The sequence below is a fragment of the Ulvibacterium sp. genome, assembly GCF_965248315.1.
Taxonomy (GTDB): Bacteria; Bacteroidota; Bacteroidia; order Flavobacteriales; family Flavobacteriaceae; genus Ulvibacterium.
The window spans coordinates 2,097,773-2,113,075 of record NZ_CBDFIX010000002.1 but is presented as its reverse complement, the minus strand read 5'-3'; the positions used below and the strand labels follow the sequence as shown (position 1 = coordinate 2,113,075).

The 15,303-nt window shown below is 40.8% G+C and carries 19 protein-coding genes; 6 read left to right on the top strand and 13 right to left on the bottom strand.

From position 1 onward, the window contains the following. Positions 1-98: 98 nt before the first annotated feature. A complete protein-coding gene (locus tag ACP2AF_RS10700; protein ID WP_425236148.1) occupies positions 99-782 on the top strand; it encodes a cell division ATP-binding protein FtsE in 684 nt (227 codons plus the stop codon). 5 nt (positions 783-787) lie between these two features. Here the strand turns inward: ACP2AF_RS10700 and ACP2AF_RS10695 are convergent, their stop codons facing one another. The 3 genes from ACP2AF_RS10695 to ACP2AF_RS10685 are packed head-to-tail and all read right to left on the bottom strand — an operon-like array spanning position 788 to position 2,553. After that, positions 788-1,135: a VOC family protein gene (locus tag ACP2AF_RS10695; protein ID WP_425236147.1), complete on the bottom strand. Its 348-nt coding sequence runs from the start codon at positions 1,133-1,135 to the stop codon at positions 788-790. 38 nt (positions 1,136-1,173) lie between these two features. After that, positions 1,174-1,686, bottom strand: a complete 513-nt coding sequence (locus ACP2AF_RS10690; RefSeq protein ID WP_425236146.1) for a DUF2165 family protein — start codon at positions 1,684-1,686, stop codon at positions 1,174-1,176. Positions 1,687-1,728: 42 nt separating this feature from the next. After that, a complete protein-coding gene (locus ACP2AF_RS10685; RefSeq protein ID WP_425236145.1) occupies positions 1,729-2,553 on the bottom strand; it encodes an alpha/beta hydrolase fold domain-containing protein in 825 nt (274 codons plus the stop codon). Between the two features lie 593 nt (positions 2,554-3,146). Between ACP2AF_RS10685 and ACP2AF_RS10680 the strand changes: the two genes are divergently transcribed. Beyond that, positions 3,147-3,269, top strand: coding sequence for a hypothetical protein (locus ACP2AF_RS10680; protein WP_262696934.1), 123 nt, complete (start codon positions 3,147-3,149; stop codon positions 3,267-3,269). A gap of 61 nt (positions 3,270-3,330) precedes the next feature. On the opposite strand, the gene ACP2AF_RS10675 is transcribed toward ACP2AF_RS10680, so the two are convergent. The 5 genes from ACP2AF_RS10675 to ACP2AF_RS10655 form a co-directional block, all read right to left on the bottom strand. Further along, on the bottom strand, positions 3,331-3,714 hold the full coding sequence (locus ACP2AF_RS10675; protein WP_425236144.1) for a VOC family protein: 384 nt from the start codon (positions 3,712-3,714) through the stop codon (positions 3,331-3,333). 150 nt (positions 3,715-3,864) lie between these two features. Continuing rightward, positions 3,865-4,677 (bottom strand): AraC family transcriptional regulator, encoded by an 813-nt coding sequence (locus tag ACP2AF_RS10670; protein WP_425236143.1) that lies wholly within the window; start codon positions 4,675-4,677, stop codon positions 3,865-3,867. 89 nt (positions 4,678-4,766) lie between these two features. After that, positions 4,767-5,561 (bottom strand): sugar phosphate isomerase/epimerase family protein, encoded by a 795-nt coding sequence (locus ACP2AF_RS10665; protein WP_425236142.1) that lies wholly within the window; start codon positions 5,559-5,561, stop codon positions 4,767-4,769. A gap of 73 nt (positions 5,562-5,634) precedes the next feature. Then, entirely contained in the window at positions 5,635-6,072 is a 438-nt protein-coding gene (locus tag ACP2AF_RS10660) for a hypothetical protein (protein WP_425236141.1), read from the bottom strand. A gap of 63 nt (positions 6,073-6,135) precedes the next feature. Next, positions 6,136-7,176 (bottom strand): alpha/beta hydrolase family protein, encoded by a 1,041-nt coding sequence (locus tag ACP2AF_RS10655; protein WP_425236140.1) that lies wholly within the window; start codon positions 7,174-7,176, stop codon positions 6,136-6,138. 180 nt (positions 7,177-7,356) lie between these two features. On the opposite strand from ACP2AF_RS10655, the gene ACP2AF_RS10650 reads away from it, so the two are divergent. Both ACP2AF_RS10650 and ACP2AF_RS10645 read left to right on the top strand, forming a co-directional pair. Continuing rightward, positions 7,357-7,830: a MarR family winged helix-turn-helix transcriptional regulator gene (locus ACP2AF_RS10650; RefSeq protein ID WP_425236139.1), complete on the top strand. Its 474-nt coding sequence runs from the start codon at positions 7,357-7,359 to the stop codon at positions 7,828-7,830. Continuing rightward, positions 7,827-9,161, top strand: coding sequence for a S41 family peptidase (locus tag ACP2AF_RS10645; protein ID WP_425236138.1), 1,335 nt, complete (start codon positions 7,827-7,829; stop codon positions 9,159-9,161). The genes ACP2AF_RS10650 and ACP2AF_RS10645 overlap by 4 nt, the downstream gene beginning before the upstream one ends. A gap of 126 nt (positions 9,162-9,287) precedes the next feature. On the opposite strand, the gene ACP2AF_RS10640 is transcribed toward ACP2AF_RS10645, so the two are convergent. From ACP2AF_RS10640 to ACP2AF_RS10625, 4 genes are all read right to left on the bottom strand, one after another. Continuing rightward, entirely contained in the window at positions 9,288-9,887 is a 600-nt protein-coding gene (locus ACP2AF_RS10640) for an SRPBCC family protein (RefSeq protein WP_425236137.1), read from the bottom strand. 40 nt (positions 9,888-9,927) lie between these two features. Further along, positions 9,928-10,425, bottom strand: coding sequence for an SRPBCC family protein (locus ACP2AF_RS10635; protein ID WP_425236136.1), 498 nt, complete (start codon positions 10,423-10,425; stop codon positions 9,928-9,930). Positions 10,426-10,533: 108 nt separating this feature from the next. Then, the gene (locus ACP2AF_RS10630) at positions 10,534-11,418 is read right to left on the bottom strand and encodes a helix-turn-helix domain-containing protein (protein WP_425236135.1); all 885 of its coding nucleotides are present in this window, start codon (positions 11,416-11,418) and stop codon (positions 10,534-10,536) included. Between the two features lie 608 nt (positions 11,419-12,026). Next, entirely contained in the window at positions 12,027-12,851 is an 825-nt protein-coding gene (locus tag ACP2AF_RS10625) for a winged helix-turn-helix domain-containing protein (protein WP_425236134.1), read from the bottom strand. Positions 12,852-13,067: 216 nt separating this feature from the next. Here ACP2AF_RS10625 and ACP2AF_RS10620 point away from each other — a divergent pair, with 216 nt between their 5' ends. Further along, the gene (locus ACP2AF_RS10620; RefSeq protein WP_425236133.1) at positions 13,068-13,592 is read left to right on the top strand and encodes a hypothetical protein; all 525 of its coding nucleotides are present in this window, start codon (positions 13,068-13,070) and stop codon (positions 13,590-13,592) included. A gap of 228 nt (positions 13,593-13,820) precedes the next feature. On the opposite strand, the gene ACP2AF_RS10615 is transcribed toward ACP2AF_RS10620, so the two are convergent. Further along, positions 13,821-14,594 carry a hypothetical protein gene (locus ACP2AF_RS10615; RefSeq protein ID WP_425236132.1) on the bottom strand — a complete coding sequence of 258 codons (774 nt, stop codon included), beginning with the start codon at positions 14,592-14,594 and terminating at the stop codon, positions 13,821-13,823. A gap of 87 nt (positions 14,595-14,681) precedes the next feature. Here ACP2AF_RS10615 and ACP2AF_RS10610 point away from each other — a divergent pair, with 87 nt between their 5' ends. Then, complete coding sequence (locus tag ACP2AF_RS10610) at positions 14,682-15,296, top strand: TetR/AcrR family transcriptional regulator (protein WP_425236131.1); 615 nt, start codon at positions 14,682-14,684, stop codon at positions 15,294-15,296. The last annotated feature ends 7 nt before the right edge of the window (positions 15,297-15,303 follow it).

Here is a 15,303-nt window from a genome sequence, read left to right as displayed (position 1 = left end):
AGGAAGTACCCAAAAAAAGGTTCAAAATACAAGTTTCGAAATTTGAAGAACTATCCGATCGTTCAACCCCGATCCAACAACCCACTAATGTAAACAAGATGCCAGAAACGATATTGGAATTGAAAGAGGCTTCCATTTTCCAAAAGGAAAGTCTAATCCTTACCGAGGTAAACCTGGAGGTGCATAAGGGTGAATTTGTATATCTTATCGGGAAGACCGGAAGTGGAAAAAGTAGTTTTATGAAAACCCTTTATGCCGATATTCCTCTCCGAGAGGGCGTTGGAACCATTGTGGGTTATGATCTAAAGTTACTCAAAGAAAAGGACATTCCATACTTGCGCAGAAAATTGGGCATTGTCTTTCAGGATTTTAAATTGCTGCCAGATAGAAATATTAAAAACAATCTACTTTTTGTACTAAAAGCGACCGGTTGGAAGGATCCCGTAAAAATGGACAAGCAGATCGAAGAGGTTCTGGACAAGGTGGGCATGAAAACCAAGGGATTTAAATTTCCGCATGAAATTTCGGGTGGGGAACAACAACGTATCGCCATTGCCCGTGCCCTATTAAATGATCCGGAACTTATTCTGGCCGACGAACCTACCGGAAACTTAGACCCCCAGACGAGTGTAGAGGTAATGAAAGTCTTGCAGGATATCAATAAATCCGGGCGGACCATCCTCATGGCCACCCACGATTACGCACTTATCTTAAAGTTCCCATCAAAAACCCTTAAGTGCGATAGCAACCGTGTTTTTGAAGTAGTACAGCGGGCGGTCTAAAACAACTATTTATCCGACCAAACGGCAAGTTCATTTTCTGAAGGGTCCGTAAAATGAAATCTGCGGCCTCCGGGAAAGGAAAAAATATCCATTGTGATTTTTCCACCGGCCTTTATGATTCTATTTTTTATGGCATTGAGGTTACTGTGGTATAGAACGACCAATGCTCCATTTACAATTTCCGAGTCCGTTTTTTCAAAACCTCCCTCTAGTCCACTATCTGAAAAAGCGATATAAGTTGGCCCATAATCCATAAAAGTCCAGTTGAAGGAGGCGGTATAGAACTCCTTTGTTTCTTCAAGGTCTTTTGCTTTGAATTCAACGTAATTGATGTGACTATCCCTTATATCCATAATTTACAGTATATCCCATTTTATATAATAGATTTCCACTAATTTGTAAGTTCCTCATCCTTAAGATGGAATAAAATCAAGGTCAGGACTATAAACGTTACTATCCTTTCGGCACTACCCAATCCATTCCAAACGGAACTTTGCCACATGGCAAACCATTCCCCGCCAATTACCTCAAAACCAAAGAACCAGATAAGTATTCCAATAATAAGTCCGGCAATTGACCATTTTTTTGCTGCGTGAAAAGTTATCCTGTCACTTTTTAGGTTTTTAAAGAGTAGCCAACTTCCCTTTAAACAACAGAACGCCATTATGGCCTCTAGGATAATAAGCAAAATATACCCGGTATGTATCAATATGGGATTATTAATGTCCCGATACTGAATATTGCTATCAGGGAATATGGTATCCATTTTAAGGACATGTTCCACAAAATAGTAATTGGTATAATAGTCGGTGGTGTTCCCGATCACGATAATTAAGGCCATCATGCCAATCGCAAATATTGAAACAACTTTTGCGATTCTGAGTAATAGAGCAGTAGAATACATTTCAATTTAATTAGTCGATTTCCTCCTTTTGAATCACTTCCATTATGGTTCAAGAAAGGCCCAAATACTCTCAAATATCGATGCCAATTCTTCCGAGGAAAAATTACCATGTTTTTTACCAGGAACTTTGATCAAGCGGTTTCTTATCTTTTCATCGTCCAAGCGCTTGTGCAAGGCTATGGATTGCCCAATTTCCACATTCACATCGGCGTCTCCATGAATACTTAGTATAGGTGGGGTATGTTGTGAGATATAGTTTATGGGCGAAGTTAAGTCATAATACATTTCCAAATCGCCCTCCCATTTATCGGAAATCATCTGGGTATAGGACGAGTCGTTCCAAAATTTGATTGCTTGCGGTATATCGGTAATCCCATACCAATTGATTATTCCAGCTATATTTCGATCTTTTGGATTGGACAGGACATTCTTTCTGGTCCTATCATCCATCATACCGGTTAACAAGGCCAGGTGCCCTCCGGCTGATTCTCCGGATACATACATTCGGTCAGGGTCAAATTTGTATTTGGACGAGTTCTTCAAAACCCAATTTACGGCATCGTTGCAGTCGTCCAAACAACCGATAAGATTGGTCTTATCCAATAACCTATAATCAACGTTTACTACACACCAACCCCTTTCCAAGTAAGGTAGCAGGCCTAAAAATCTTGAGGTCCTTTCCCCCTCTACCCAACCACCGCCATGAAAATATATCAATGTTGGTTTTAATTGTTCCGATAGAACATCCCAAGGTTCTTCCCCAAGTTTTAGAACGGGAATGTGTATATCCAGTGCAAGAGTTAAGGAATCAATAGTTTTGTAAGCAATATTGGGGAGGGTAGAAATGTTCTCGTGAATTTTATACATACCTTTCATCGGATGGCTTTTTCTTTCACTACAGGACAACAAAATAAGGAAAGATAAAAATGTGAGTCCCTTAAAATATTTTATCATAACCAATTATACGATTTAGTTTTGTTTAAGCCCAGGATTCGACCATGAAGCGTAGGGAACCGTTTTTAGCAGCAACAGACCAATTAACAGGGTTGGATTTCCACTTAGTACCTATTCTCTACTACAAATGAAAGCATGTTGTTAAGGATAGGAACACCTTTAAACGAATTTTAACAAAATATTCCAAGTTTCAGGATAAAATTCTTTTTCTTCCTTTAGCAAAACCAATTCAATGCACGAATTGATATTTAAAGCACCAAAGCGTAATTCTAAGAGCAGATACTACTTCTATGGCTCTATGAGGTTTTAGAAGGGTATTTGCCTTAGAGAGGCGGAGTTAAAACGCAGCTTTACCAAATCGTACTCAACTCCCATTCTATAAGGCCTCCTAAGGTGTTAAACTCTTCTTAAACTTGTAAGATTATGGGCATTTATACGTCTTACTGTATGTGTAAAAAGGGACGCCCATTGCGCCCATCACAACAAACAAATAACGAATTAAAAAAATGAAACATACAAAGAAACAACGCAAGGAGAACAACACAGTTGCGGACAGGTTATTGACCCGTCATGAAAGCTGGAGAAATCACCGTAGGCATACCACATTGGCGTTAATACGGTTTTCTTAATAATTGTTATTATAAAAAGGGGGCTTTCGCCCCCTTTTTTTATGAATAATGGTTTCGGTTTTTATTCCACACTTGGTTGGGTAAAGGTTACCAAATCGATTCCGATCCCATTGGGGTCAACAATGGCAAAGTGCCGATCTCCCCAAGGTTCATCTCTTAGCGCTATAGCTATGGGCACTCCTTTATCCTTAATCTTTTTGTAGAGTTGATCTACGTCTTCCACCTCAATGGTCAGGTACATGCCCTTTCCATTAAAGGCATTTTGAAATAGAGGTTGTTGGGTAGGATGGTTGGGTTTCAAGAAGCTTAGTTCCGCCTGTTTGTTCGGGGTATGTAAAAGCAGATAAAATTCATTTTCAAACGTTACCCCAAAGTTGAGATTATTGGTATAAAAATCCTTGGTTTCGGCCAATTTCTCCGTGATTACTCCTGCGTTTAGTTTCATAGTATGATCATTTTTGCTTGGTTTTTGCGAAAATCCGATGCTTACGGTCCCCACAAACAGTAGAGTGATTAAAGTTTTCATCCGTTCTATTTTTTGTTTGGAACAAATATATCGGAGAGGGTTGGGGTACCATTGTAAAAATCGGACATATTAACGGAATGCCCGGGTAGGCGTTACGCCATAGAAATTTTTAAAATCCTTGATGAAGTGCGATTGGTCATAGAAACCCACATCATAGAACAATTTGTTTTGAGCGAGACTTTGTATAGAGGGTTTGGCATTGAGAATATTTTGAAAACGAACTACCTTACTAAAGGTCTTGGGCGTTGTACCGATATAGTGATTAAATATCCGTCTCAATTGTCTTGGGCTTATTCCTATATCCAGTTCTGATTCCGTTTCAATAGTGCCCCAATTTTTTAAAATAAGGTGCAAAGCCCTGTAAAACCGATAATCCTTATCAAATTCCGCGGTACTAAAAACGCTACCCATAATCCGGTCTAGATGGATCGCGACCAAATTCAAATCCATATTAGGGGAGATGCTTTCTGTTAAGCGTTTGGCAATTTTCGGTAAGACGAGTTCCAAATTTTCGGCCTTATTGCTCAACTCCAATGCGTTGACCCGAAACAATTGCGGCACCATTGAGGGAAAAAATCGAATGCCCACATAATCAAAGGTGTTCTCCAAGGGAAATTCGGTGTATTCCTTACAAAAGCCCATGATAAAGCTTTCAGAAACATTCCGGTTGTTGAAAAAAATATCGATACAACCATCTGCCACCACCCGATAATTGAATTGATGGGCAAGTGGCTCCAGAGTCTTTAGCTGCCAATAACAATAAATAATGTTCCGTAGAGCGGGATCGGGTAAGATCTCTTTATAGGAAACAATTTTAAACGAAGGGAGAATAGTAGGCTGTACTGGCCTGTACAATTTTTTTATCGATTCAAATTCTTTCACGCCTTAACTTCATTTTCAAAAGATACTTGATCCCATGTTGATTTTTATGTCCAGTTTACCAATTCTGAATTGCATCCTAAGAATAGTACCTATTTAATATGCATTGTTCTTAAACCGTTCAAATTTGCTTTTAGTACCGTTTCCGCATCCATGTCCTCTACATGCCCGAGTATACCGAAGTCTCCTGTATATCCTTTTTCCAACAATAGTCGAATCATTTCTTTTTCGTAATCTCCTTTTCCAAGGGTAAGAATTTTAGGCCCTTCCTTTCTAAGACCACTAAGGTTTACATACCATAGGTGCGGCATCATGGAGTCTACCATCTCCGGAAATGCATCTATTTGGTGGTGTGCATGATGGAAGTTATAGACGAGACCCAAATCCTCGTCCGGTAAGGCCTTGATGATTTGGATCTGATTCTTTGGCTCCCCAAACCAATCACCATGATTGTACAGCCCTATCTTACAGCCCAAAGTGGTTGCTCTTTTGCTCAGGAAAGCTATCATTTCCGCTCCCTTTGCTACAGCTTCGGTATCAGATAGGTCTTCAAAAAAATTGGCGGCAAAACTTACCCAAATTTGTCCCTGGTAACCAACTTCCTCTATGACTCTAAAAACCTTTTCGTTGGAGTCGCTTAATTTTCCCAAAGCGTCCCCTTGCCCATCTATCCACATCCAAACCGATATGACCGTAACACCCTGCTTTTTGGCCCATTGTAATTCTTTAGCCATCTGAGGAAGATGCTCCTGCCGCCAATCATAGGCGTATTTTGTAATCCCCATTTTTTTGAGCATTGCTATTCTGGCCTCGGGAGATCGTTCCAAACTATCATAAGGAACAATGCACCAGGCATAAATGTTGTCAGTATCGATACGTTGTGCCATTAACTCATTTTTGCAGAAAACAACCAGTAAAGCTAGGATTATCAGTGTTGACCCTTTCAATTTCAACATATTTTCATTTACCCGGTTTAAAAAGTCCGATACCGGAAAATATAAAACCTATGGCCAAAATCAAAGCCGATACCAGGTTTACTTCGGGAAAGGCAAAATTAACCGCATAGTCGGCCGCAATTCCCGCCAATAGGGCAAAAATGGACGCTATCAACAAAGCCCAATAGACCCAGACCACTCTGTTAATTAGGCCTTTCCAAATAACAATGAGAATCAACGCGTTTAAAGCTGCAACGGATAAATTGGCAAAGAGGCCGATAGAATCTACCGTAGCGAGTATATCAGGGCTCATGGATTGGATATCCTCTGCAACTAATACAGCATATAATCCAGGTGGGTGTGCGCCCAGAAAGAGAATACCGATTACCACATACAATGAGGGAAAAAAATTTAGACTACTCCAAATACTAAGAACTATTGAACCTATTTTTAAAAAATCCATTATTGACTATGAAGTTTTAGTTTTCAAATGCAGGTTAAGGGTGCATATATCGTTGATTCTAGTTTATTCTTTTTCGTTTAACCAATCGGCCATAGCATTGAGAAAACCTTCACACCTATTAAAAGGTAAGTTGCTATCTTGCATTTCATAAAAGCCTCCCGTTTTGCATTCGAATAGATTATGGTTACAATCAGGAAATGATTTAATGGTCAAGTCTGTATGGGGTGCCAATGTTCTTTCGTATAAAGCTTTGGTTTTTTGCCAATCAACATTCATATCATTTTCACCGAACAAGGCCAAAACGGGACAGTTTACGTTTGAAAGGATGGAATCAAAATCTTTAATATATACCTGTAGCCCAGTCCATTCATCAAGTTCTTCCTTCATAAAAGTAGGTTGGTATGCATAATACCCCTCTTCCGTAATTCCTCCTTGGGTAAATCTCAACCAAAATGGATTTTTCCCAAGGTTCGGGGTGGCATTTTGGTAGGCCTTAAAACTTCCTCCGGAATGACTGATTTTAACCCCATTTAACCATTCATCCACGATTAGATCCACGGAATCCTTGGGAAGTCCATTAATGCGTAGGTTCTGTTGGAGCAGATATTTAAAGTTCTCTTTCCCATCCACTCCGCTTACCGAGATCCAAAATGCAATGTCCTTATACTGATTTATCACGATCGGATTTATCCAGCCGGCCCTACTGATACCCCATAAACCGATTTTATCGGAACCCGGTATTTCCTTTTCTTTTAAGGTTTGAATGGCCGCAATTACCTCCAAAGCACTATGCTGTACCGATTGATTATAATTGAAAGTCCCCCCACTTTTGCCACACCCCATTTTATCCCACATGTAGGTGGCATAACCTACTCTTCCTATGGTTTCCCGTACATCGGAATACCATTCCTGGGCAACGGCGTTAGTTCTTCCGGAACCATGGACGATGAGTACAATTCCTTTGGGATTGGTGTTTTTTGGAATAGTCAACACCCCATTTAATACCACTCCCTCAAATTTAAAGTCTAAAATCTCTTCTTTTGTCTGGGCCTTTGAGCTAAGTCCAATCAGAAATAGCAATGATAGGATAACAATTCGCTTCATCTTTATTTATAAAATGTGGCACATAATTTCTGTACTACCATCTGGATAACGTTATCCATAGGTTTTAGTCAATCTAAATGAATTGGGCCGTGAAAAGGAACTGGTTAAAAATAATACATTCCTACATGCTCTGAAGTAAAAATTTTGTATATAATTGATATATCAATTATATTTGTATCAATGAAAAATATGGATTCTTCACCCCGATTAGAAAACGTGCTTTTTTACGTGATGGAAAAAACCATTAAATCCTACCGGCAATTTGCCCAACGTAATTTGAACACCTTGAACCAGGATCTGACCATAGATCAATGGCTGATCCTAAAAACCCTGCATGACAATCCCAAGTTAACACAACGGGAAATCGCCGAGCGGGTATTCAAGGACCATGCCTCCATTACACGGATGATAGACCTTCTGGTAACCAAGGGTTTTATTGAAAGATTCCCGCATCCGGACGATCGTCGCCGCTATACCTTGCAACTCACCCCGATGGGAAAAAAGGCACAACAGGAATCCATACCTATTATCATGCAAAACAGGGCTACCGCCCTTGAAGGTCTTAATGCCAACGAAGTAGCTACGCTACGAAATCTATTACAACGCATCACCGAAAATTGTCAAAATACAAATCAAAAATCGAAACAATCATGAAACAAATCAAAACCCTCTTTGCACTATTCCTATTGGGAATAGTCATTACCTGCAACGCTCAAAACGACAACAGCGAAGTGTCAGTACAAGAAAAAACGCAGGTCATCGATTCCATTTCCACGATTTTGGAATCCAGTTATGTTTTTCCGGAAGTAGCCCTTAAAATGACCGATTTTCTCAGAACCCAGCTTCAAGACAACAAATATGACGGGATTAAGGAAGCTCAAGAGTTTGCCCAAAAGCTTACCGAGGATATCCAATCCGTCAGTAAGGATCTGCACCTGAGGGTACGATTTGATCCGGAAGGTATTGCCCGAAGACGAAACGCCGAACTTTCGGCAGCGGATAGCATTGCCCTGGCGGAACGCCGTCTACGCAACAACAGACGCTCCAACTACGGGTTTCGGGAAGCAAAGATTCTGGACGGAAACATCGGTTATCTGAACCTCACCGGTTTTTTTGGTGTAGACGAAGAGGCCGGTGCGGCGGCCGCAGCGACCATGAACTTTTTGAGCAATACAGATGCCCTGATCATTGACCTTCGTCGAAACGGAGGCGGGAGTCCGGCCATGATCCAGCTGATCACCAGTTATTTATACGGGCCGGAAAGGGTGCATCTCAACAATTTTTACAATAGGGCCAATGATGAACGGACACAGACCTGGACACTGCCCTATGTACCTGGAAAACGCAGACCGGACGTACCGGTTTACGTATTGACCAGTAGCAGTACGTTCTCCGCGGCCGAGGAGTTTAGCTACAACCTTCGTAACCTGGAGCGTGCTACTTTGATCGGGGAGGTTACCGGGGGTGGCGCACATCCCGGGGGAACACAAATTGCCACGGATCGATTTGCCCTATTTGTCCCGGACGGGAGGGCCATTAACCCCATTACCGAGACCAACTGGGAAGGTACCGGAGTAGAACCCCATATTAAGGTTCCGGCCGAAGATGCCCTGGAAACCGCCAAGCTTAAGGCCTTGGAGATGCTGTTAAAAAAGAATGGGGGGAAAGAGGGCACTTTTTTCCTCCAATGGGCCCTAGAAGGTATACAATCCCAAATGGAACCTGTTACCTTGAATCAAAAAACACTTAAATCCTATGCCGGCAACTATGGTCCCCGAAAGATTCATTTCAAGGACGGTACGCTCTATTATCAAAGGGAGGGAAACACGGAGTACCCACTTATCCCCATGTCCCAAAACAAATTTCGGATAGCGGAAGTCCCTGCATTTCGTATTGAAATGTTGGAGGAAAATGGAAAAGTTACGGGACTAAAGGGGCTCTATGACAGTGGACGAACGGATCAGAATGCCAGGACGGGAAAGTAAATGTGGCTTTGCCCCGTGGCGGACAAAGGGCTAGTTTATGAGCAATAGCGGTATGAGTTTTGCATCCAAACCGCTATTGCCTATACAGTTTGCTATGTAATGTATGATTGTGATCAGAACCGCCAGTTATGTTTTGGATTTTCGCTTGTATTGTTTTTTAACATCTTTGAAATTATCCCTCGTTACTTTCTCACCAGTATTGACGTAATGTTCAATTGCTATAGCATAATCAGCAATTAATCTCTTAAAGCTTCCTTTGGCTATCCCACCCATAAAGGCCGGTTTTGTTCTAAATGTCATATCGAACACAAACCTCGACGTATTGTCGTCAATTTCTTCAATTTTATAAACCGCAAAGGTGTAATCTGGATTCACGGGAAATTTTCCAGCTTGATAGGCTACATTCTTAAATGTATAATTCTCGGGGTCATAGTTTATCATTTTCTCTTTGATATACTTTGTTCCTTTTTCATTAAAATTGCAAACCCTTTCTGCACCTTCTCCTGCCTTTAAAGAGCCATTCACGTAATTGGAACTCAAAATTTTAGGATGGGAATACGCTACTGCGCCATAATCTTCACCAACTACTTTCCATACTTTGTCGGCAGGTGCATTTATGATGTGTGAAACCACAAAGTGTTGGGTTTTCTTTTGCCTTTCTTGGGCCAAAACTACTTGTGAAAATAGTATCGCTGTAATTAAACTTAGGACTCCTTTTTGTATCATTTTTCTTTATTTTTTGTGTAATGCATTGATTTGATAGTTTTTAAGCGGCATATTTTTCCGCTGCTTTAACCTTTCTTGGATGGGGTTGATTGTTCTCCACATAATATTTGAAGTCTTCAACCAGAGTTTTAGCCATTTTATTAAACTGCAGTTTTATCATTGGTTTCATCAAATTTCCAATGATTCCTTTGGGTTCAATATGAGCCAGCATTTCCAACTCTGTTTGATCCCCATGCTTTGACCTTAACTTCCAACTGTTTTTACCCGATTTCATCATACTTGGCAACCCTGTTATTATTTCATAAGAAAGGAAGTGGTTTAGAGGGTCAAATTCCAGTAATTTTTCTGAGATATTTCCCATTCCGTCTACGTTACACCCTCTAACATCACAGGTTGCGCCATTTAACCCTTGCTTATTGTCTCCTTCCGAATGATTTACAGGAGATGCCCATTTATGGATTTGACTATATTGATTTCCTAAAACTTCCCAACATTCCATCATAGGTCTGTTGACCAATATTTTACGCTTTATTTCCATTGCATTGTATTTTGGTTAATGCAAATTTCGATCAATGAGGTAGAATTTAATCGGGAAAACCGTTCAGAAAATGGTGGATCCGGCTCTAAAAACGTTTACAAGAAATTTTTACTGGGATTGCTTTCTGAACTTACTAGGCGTAGTTTTAAATTGAGATGTAAATGCTTTTACGAAATTAGAAGTGTCCGAAAACCCAACTTCATAGCAAATGGAGGCAACAGATTCGTTTGTGTTTCTAAGCAATTGGGCAGCTTTGTTCATTTTTTTCTGGCGAATATATCTGGCCGGTGTCTTTCCAAAGTTTTCAGAGAACCTTCTCTTAAAAGTTGAAATACTCATATTACATAGATAAGCCAATTGTTCGATAGTAATTGAGTTATAACAATGTGCCTCGATGATTTCTTTAAAAGAGGCTTGATTTGGGTTGAAAACGTCGGATATGATCTCCTTAATCTTCTCGGCCTCTTCAGAATCCGTATTATGCAAAATGAGTATAATCTCCTTGACTTTGTGGATAATGAGGTCCTCGGTAACTAGTGTAGGGGTTTCGAAGAGAAGCAATAGTCCGTCAATATAATTGTTAATGATAGCATCGACACTTATTCTACTTATAGCGTTTTGTCTCTTATTGTTGCCATTTATTTGTAAAAATTTCGGAAGGCCTTCCTTAAAGGCCAATTTGATCAACTCAGGATAAAAATGAATTGCTATTACCTCAGAAGATTCCCTTTTATTGGATTTAGGAGCTGAAGTAAAATATTGTCCACATTTCATTATCACACATTCCCGGCTACGTATCGTCTCTTTGTCAATGGGACTATATAAATCAAACTTTCCCATTATGTTGTAAAGCAAGCAAGCCTCATCTTGCATATTTCGGTTAGTGGTCAAGGGGGCATTGTACTTTACTCGTTCCAAGACTACTTTTCCGTTGAAATCAAAATGTTGGTGATTGATAATCATAACTCTTTCAAAGTTAAAAAAGCTATTCATTGGAAAATGGTAGATTTAGTGCAGATAAATGTTAATTTGGTTCGAGTCAAGATGCTGTACAGCAATTGTATATGAACAGAAATTGTATATCCCGCCCTTACCAATATGATATTTTTAGTCGATTGCGCTAACCGGCGCACCTACACCTTGCATTACGCATAAGCAAAGTATGACAATTTTTTATGGAAATGCCCAGCGAAATGCGCGCATTCCGACTCTAAGGATTCCACGGGATCGATCTGTAGGGATTAGTGGTGTAATAGCTCATAGCCCAAAGTCAGGGTCGTCAATCGCTTAAAAACAAGGTGTCTGTGGCAATCACCCACGAACCGTGAGGCCGCTGTGTTGGGCCTTATTTTAGTATTTCCGCAATGTAGATAATTCCAAAAATCCAACCTGTATAAAGTGCGGTGTAGGTAAATCCATAAACCGCTGAAATTCCCAAATTGTCTTTCGTTTCTTTCGATTTACTAAAAACAAATTTTAACGCTCAAAAAAAGACCCAAGACAGCATCGGGATTATAAGGAGCATAAATCATTACTCAATAACTATTCTAAAAGCAACGAACATTACCTCCGAAAAATCGACCCGACTCGGCCAGTAACCTCTAAACCCCTATCACAAGCTTATACCCCACCCCACGAATGTTTACAATTTTCACCCTTGGATCGGCTTCGAATTTCTTTCGCAATTTCGATATGAAAACATCCAGCGTCCGGCCCACATAATCGCCTTGGTCGCCCCAGACCTTGTTTAGGATTACCTCTCGTGCCACACTGGTGTTGACCGTTTTGTACAATAAAAGAAGTAGATCAGCTTCTTTGCCCGTTAACTCTGTTCTTTGATTTCCCAATACAAGTTCCGTATTCCGTTTGTCGAATTGGTATTCCCCCAAGGAGATTACATTCGGATCTACCCTGGAATTATGTCTTCTCCTCCATAGAAAAACAAAGGTACCAAGCAGAACAACGAGCAGTACGGATAGTATGGAATAGGTTACGGGACCTGCTTTGGACAACCATCCATTGGAAGGTGCTTGGGCAACGTCTTGCGATGCCACCAGGGGTTCACCGAAATCCAGCAAAGTGAAGAAGAGCTGATAACAGGATTTGGGTAGCCTTCTGGCCTTACAGGGAATCAGGTCCTTGTGTTCCAAAAGGTTCATTTCGTAACTATAGACCACCTCACCGGTTTCGCACTGCTCCACCTCTACGATAAAATGGGTAGACATACGGGTTTCGTGGACCACTTCATTAATCGTAGTGACCAATTCTTCCGGGGAGAATTCAAATTCGGACTCGAATTGAATGCGATAGCGGCCATCCTCTTCCTTTCTAATCGGCAATATCCGGGAGATACTATCGCCCGAACTGAGCAAGACCTGATGTCCGATCATGCGCAATGCCACTTCCAAGTGCCTTTCGTCCTGCATAAATTGAGCCTTGCTCCTTGTGACAAAAAGCAGGAGGCAAACGAAAGTGAACAGCGTTGTTTTAAACGGTCTTTGGCCCATGTTACAAAACTATTTATATCTATAAAAGTTTACCTCGTTTTACACAAAATTTACATCATTTTACATTGGATTTACCTGATGAAGGGGCTGTCCCCGTTAGATTTGACAGTAATTAATCTTTAAATCAATTCTGATATGAGAAAGAACAGTATCATTTTCTGCGTGGCACTTGCCGCTTTTGGGGCACAGGCCTTTGGTTTTATGGAGGGAAACGATTCCGAAACCGATAGGGTAGCCACATCGGTTACCGGGGCCAATGTCATCAACAAGCCGGTAACAGGGGGTAGCTTTTGCAATGCTACGGGCCCAGCTTGGGAAACTAGCCATTGGGGGCCGTACCTTCCCGTTGAACCCGTAAAGGAACCGACATACGAAGGCGGTATGGATGCGCTTATGAAATACCTCGAAGAAAATAGTAAAGAAGTCCGTGCCGGCCAGGAAATGGATAAACTACAACCTTTTAAGTTGGTGTTTACCGTGACCAAAAATGGGACTATCGAAAATGTTAAACTGGATGGCACTTCGGGTTACTTTGCCATAGATTACAGAATGATCGACCTTATTCTAAAAGCACCGGGGAAATGGGAACCGGCCGAAAATGCCAAAGGTGAAAAAGTGGATCAGGAACAGGTAGTTCCTTTGGGGCCAACGGGTTGCTAGGGCTACCGATATTCCGGATGAGTTTAGGCTTCTTTACCTCGGTAAAGAAGCCTTTTTAGTTGATGGTTCTTTTTGGTCCTGAAATAAGATTCCCTGTTATATCGCATGTACGTCATTCCAATAGTGGGGAATCTTTTGTTTATTCTTGTGCCAAAGCGCTAAAATTTAGGATGACCCAGATTGTGTGGCCTGGTAGTTTTCATCGTCCGCTTGGGTATGGCAAGCAGCTTACGCTTTTTTAGTTCCCAATAGGTATAGAATAACACCCGGGCCGGATTTCACCCTATCTATTTCCCAATTGTAATGCTCTGTCCCGTTCAAATCTTCAACAAGTTCATTCATTTCCTTGACCGAATACGTCCGCAATGAAGAAACCACACCGTCCCAAAGCACAAATAAAGGTACAATGGGAATAAGATAGGTGAAAATAATCCGTCCGAATTTAAATGGCCTTATAAAGGGTGTGGTAAGTAAAACGCTTATGGGCGAAAACAACATGGCCAAAATGCTTGGCAAACTTCTTTCCTGTCCTTCAAATATGGCTATTGGACTGTTCGTATTGATGGCGTTTTGAAGAATGCGTTTGGCATCATTGGGTTTAAAATGGTGCAATGATAGGAATTGGGTTCGCAATCCTATTAAATCTTCGGGCACGTCCCTGGCATCAACTGGGGTTTTTACATAGTCAAAATTATCCGCCTTTTCCTTCGTTAATCGGAAAGCTGGTATGTTTGGATAAAAGTCAGTCAACGTTATTTTGAGGTCTGGCACGTCTTTCTTCAATTCCGAATTCAACCAAACAAGTCCACCTCCACCACCGGAACCAAGATCTATTATTTGGTTGCTTCGGCTTTTTTGAAGTCCTTTCTTGATGACTGGAATAATGGGTTTGTACATTTTTGTTGCGTTCGACAGAAACTGCAAAAAGTCCGTGCCATAATTTCTTAAAAATGCCGGAAACCACTTTTGATCTTCAAATTCAAATAGTTGCAATCTTCCCATTTCTTTTGCTATTTTATGCTGAATATTGTACAATAATTTAGATTAGTTCAAATGAACTATTCTTTGCGAAGATATTAATTAGTTCAAATGAACCAAAAATCTACCAAAGAAAAAATCATCGCTATGTCTCTGAGCCTGTTCAATCGAAGTGGGGTGGAGAACATCACGACCCGGCATATCGCGAAGGAACTTGGTATCAGTCAGGGCAACTTGCACTATCATTATCCAAATAAGGACAAACTGCTTGAAACGCTATTTAGTGATATGCTCACTGCATTGAAGAACGCAGAGCGGATCATTGAGGATAAGCCTTTAGATCCGGAACAAATGCTCCACTCCATGACGGATAACTTTGAAATCATGTATTCGTATCGCCTATTCTTTCAACAGAATGATGTGATCTGGAGAAGGCTACCCGAAATTAAGGAGACCATGACGCTGTTGTTCCAGACCAAGCAATCCGAAATTTTGGCACTTATAGAGTTGTACAAAAAGGAAGGAAAGTTCCGGGAAGAAATCAGTGCCAGACAGGTTGAATTTCTGGCGGAACAATTCATTTTTAACATACAATCCTGGTTAAATGTCAAGGACTATAACCCGGATAAGGTGTCGTTTGAGTATTATGCCAAGCTCCTTTTTAGACTATGGTTGCCTTACCTGGACCCTTCTGAAATGAAAACCTGGGAAAAACTATTAGATTGACCTGGAT

Coding starts and splice junctions, on each gene's coding strand:
- ACP2AF_RS10700 (WP_425236148.1), top strand. CDS start 99: ATGCCAGAAACGATATTGGAATTGAAAGAGGCTTCCATTTTCCAAAAG.
- ACP2AF_RS10695 (WP_425236147.1), bottom strand. CDS start 1,135: ATGGATATAAGGGATAGTCACATCAATTACGTTGAATTCAAAGCAAAA.
- ACP2AF_RS10690 (WP_425236146.1), bottom strand. CDS start 1,686: ATGTATTCTACTGCTCTATTACTCAGAATCGCAAAAGTTGTTTCAATA.
- ACP2AF_RS10685 (WP_425236145.1), bottom strand. CDS start 2,553: ATGTATAAAATTCACGAGAACATTTCTACCCTCCCCAATATTGCTTAC.
- ACP2AF_RS10680 (WP_262696934.1), top strand. CDS start 3,147: ATGAAACATACAAAGAAACAACGCAAGGAGAACAACACAGTTGCGGAC.
- ACP2AF_RS10675 (WP_425236144.1), bottom strand. CDS start 3,714: ATGAAACTAAACGCAGGAGTAATCACGGAGAAATTGGCCGAAACCAAG.
- ACP2AF_RS10665 (WP_425236142.1), bottom strand. CDS start 5,561: ATGGCACAACGTATCGATACTGACAACATTTATGCCTGGTGCATTGTT.
- ACP2AF_RS10660 (WP_425236141.1), bottom strand. CDS start 6,072: ATGGATTTTTTAAAAATAGGTTCAATAGTTCTTAGTATTTGGAGTAGT.
- ACP2AF_RS10655 (WP_425236140.1), bottom strand. CDS start 7,176: ATGAAGCGAATTGTTATCCTATCATTGCTATTTCTGATTGGACTTAGC.
- ACP2AF_RS10650 (WP_425236139.1), top strand. CDS start 7,357: ATGAAAAATATGGATTCTTCACCCCGATTAGAAAACGTGCTTTTTTAC.
- ACP2AF_RS10645 (WP_425236138.1), top strand. CDS start 7,827: ATGAAACAAATCAAAACCCTCTTTGCACTATTCCTATTGGGAATAGTC.
- ACP2AF_RS10640 (WP_425236137.1), bottom strand. CDS start 9,887: ATGATACAAAAAGGAGTCCTAAGTTTAATTACAGCGATACTATTTTCA.
- ACP2AF_RS10635 (WP_425236136.1), bottom strand. CDS start 10,425: ATGGAAATAAAGCGTAAAATATTGGTCAACAGACCTATGATGGAATGT.
- ACP2AF_RS10630 (WP_425236135.1), bottom strand. CDS start 11,418: ATGAATAGCTTTTTTAACTTTGAAAGAGTTATGATTATCAATCACCAA.
- ACP2AF_RS10625 (WP_425236134.1), bottom strand. CDS start 12,851: ATGCAGGACGAAAGGCACTTGGAAGTGGCATTGCGCATGATCGGACAT.
- ACP2AF_RS10620 (WP_425236133.1), top strand. CDS start 13,068: ATGAGAAAGAACAGTATCATTTTCTGCGTGGCACTTGCCGCTTTTGGG.
- ACP2AF_RS10615 (WP_425236132.1), bottom strand. CDS start 14,594: ATGGGAAGATTGCAACTATTTGAATTTGAAGATCAAAAGTGGTTTCCG.
- ACP2AF_RS10610 (WP_425236131.1), top strand. CDS start 14,682: ATGAACCAAAAATCTACCAAAGAAAAAATCATCGCTATGTCTCTGAGC.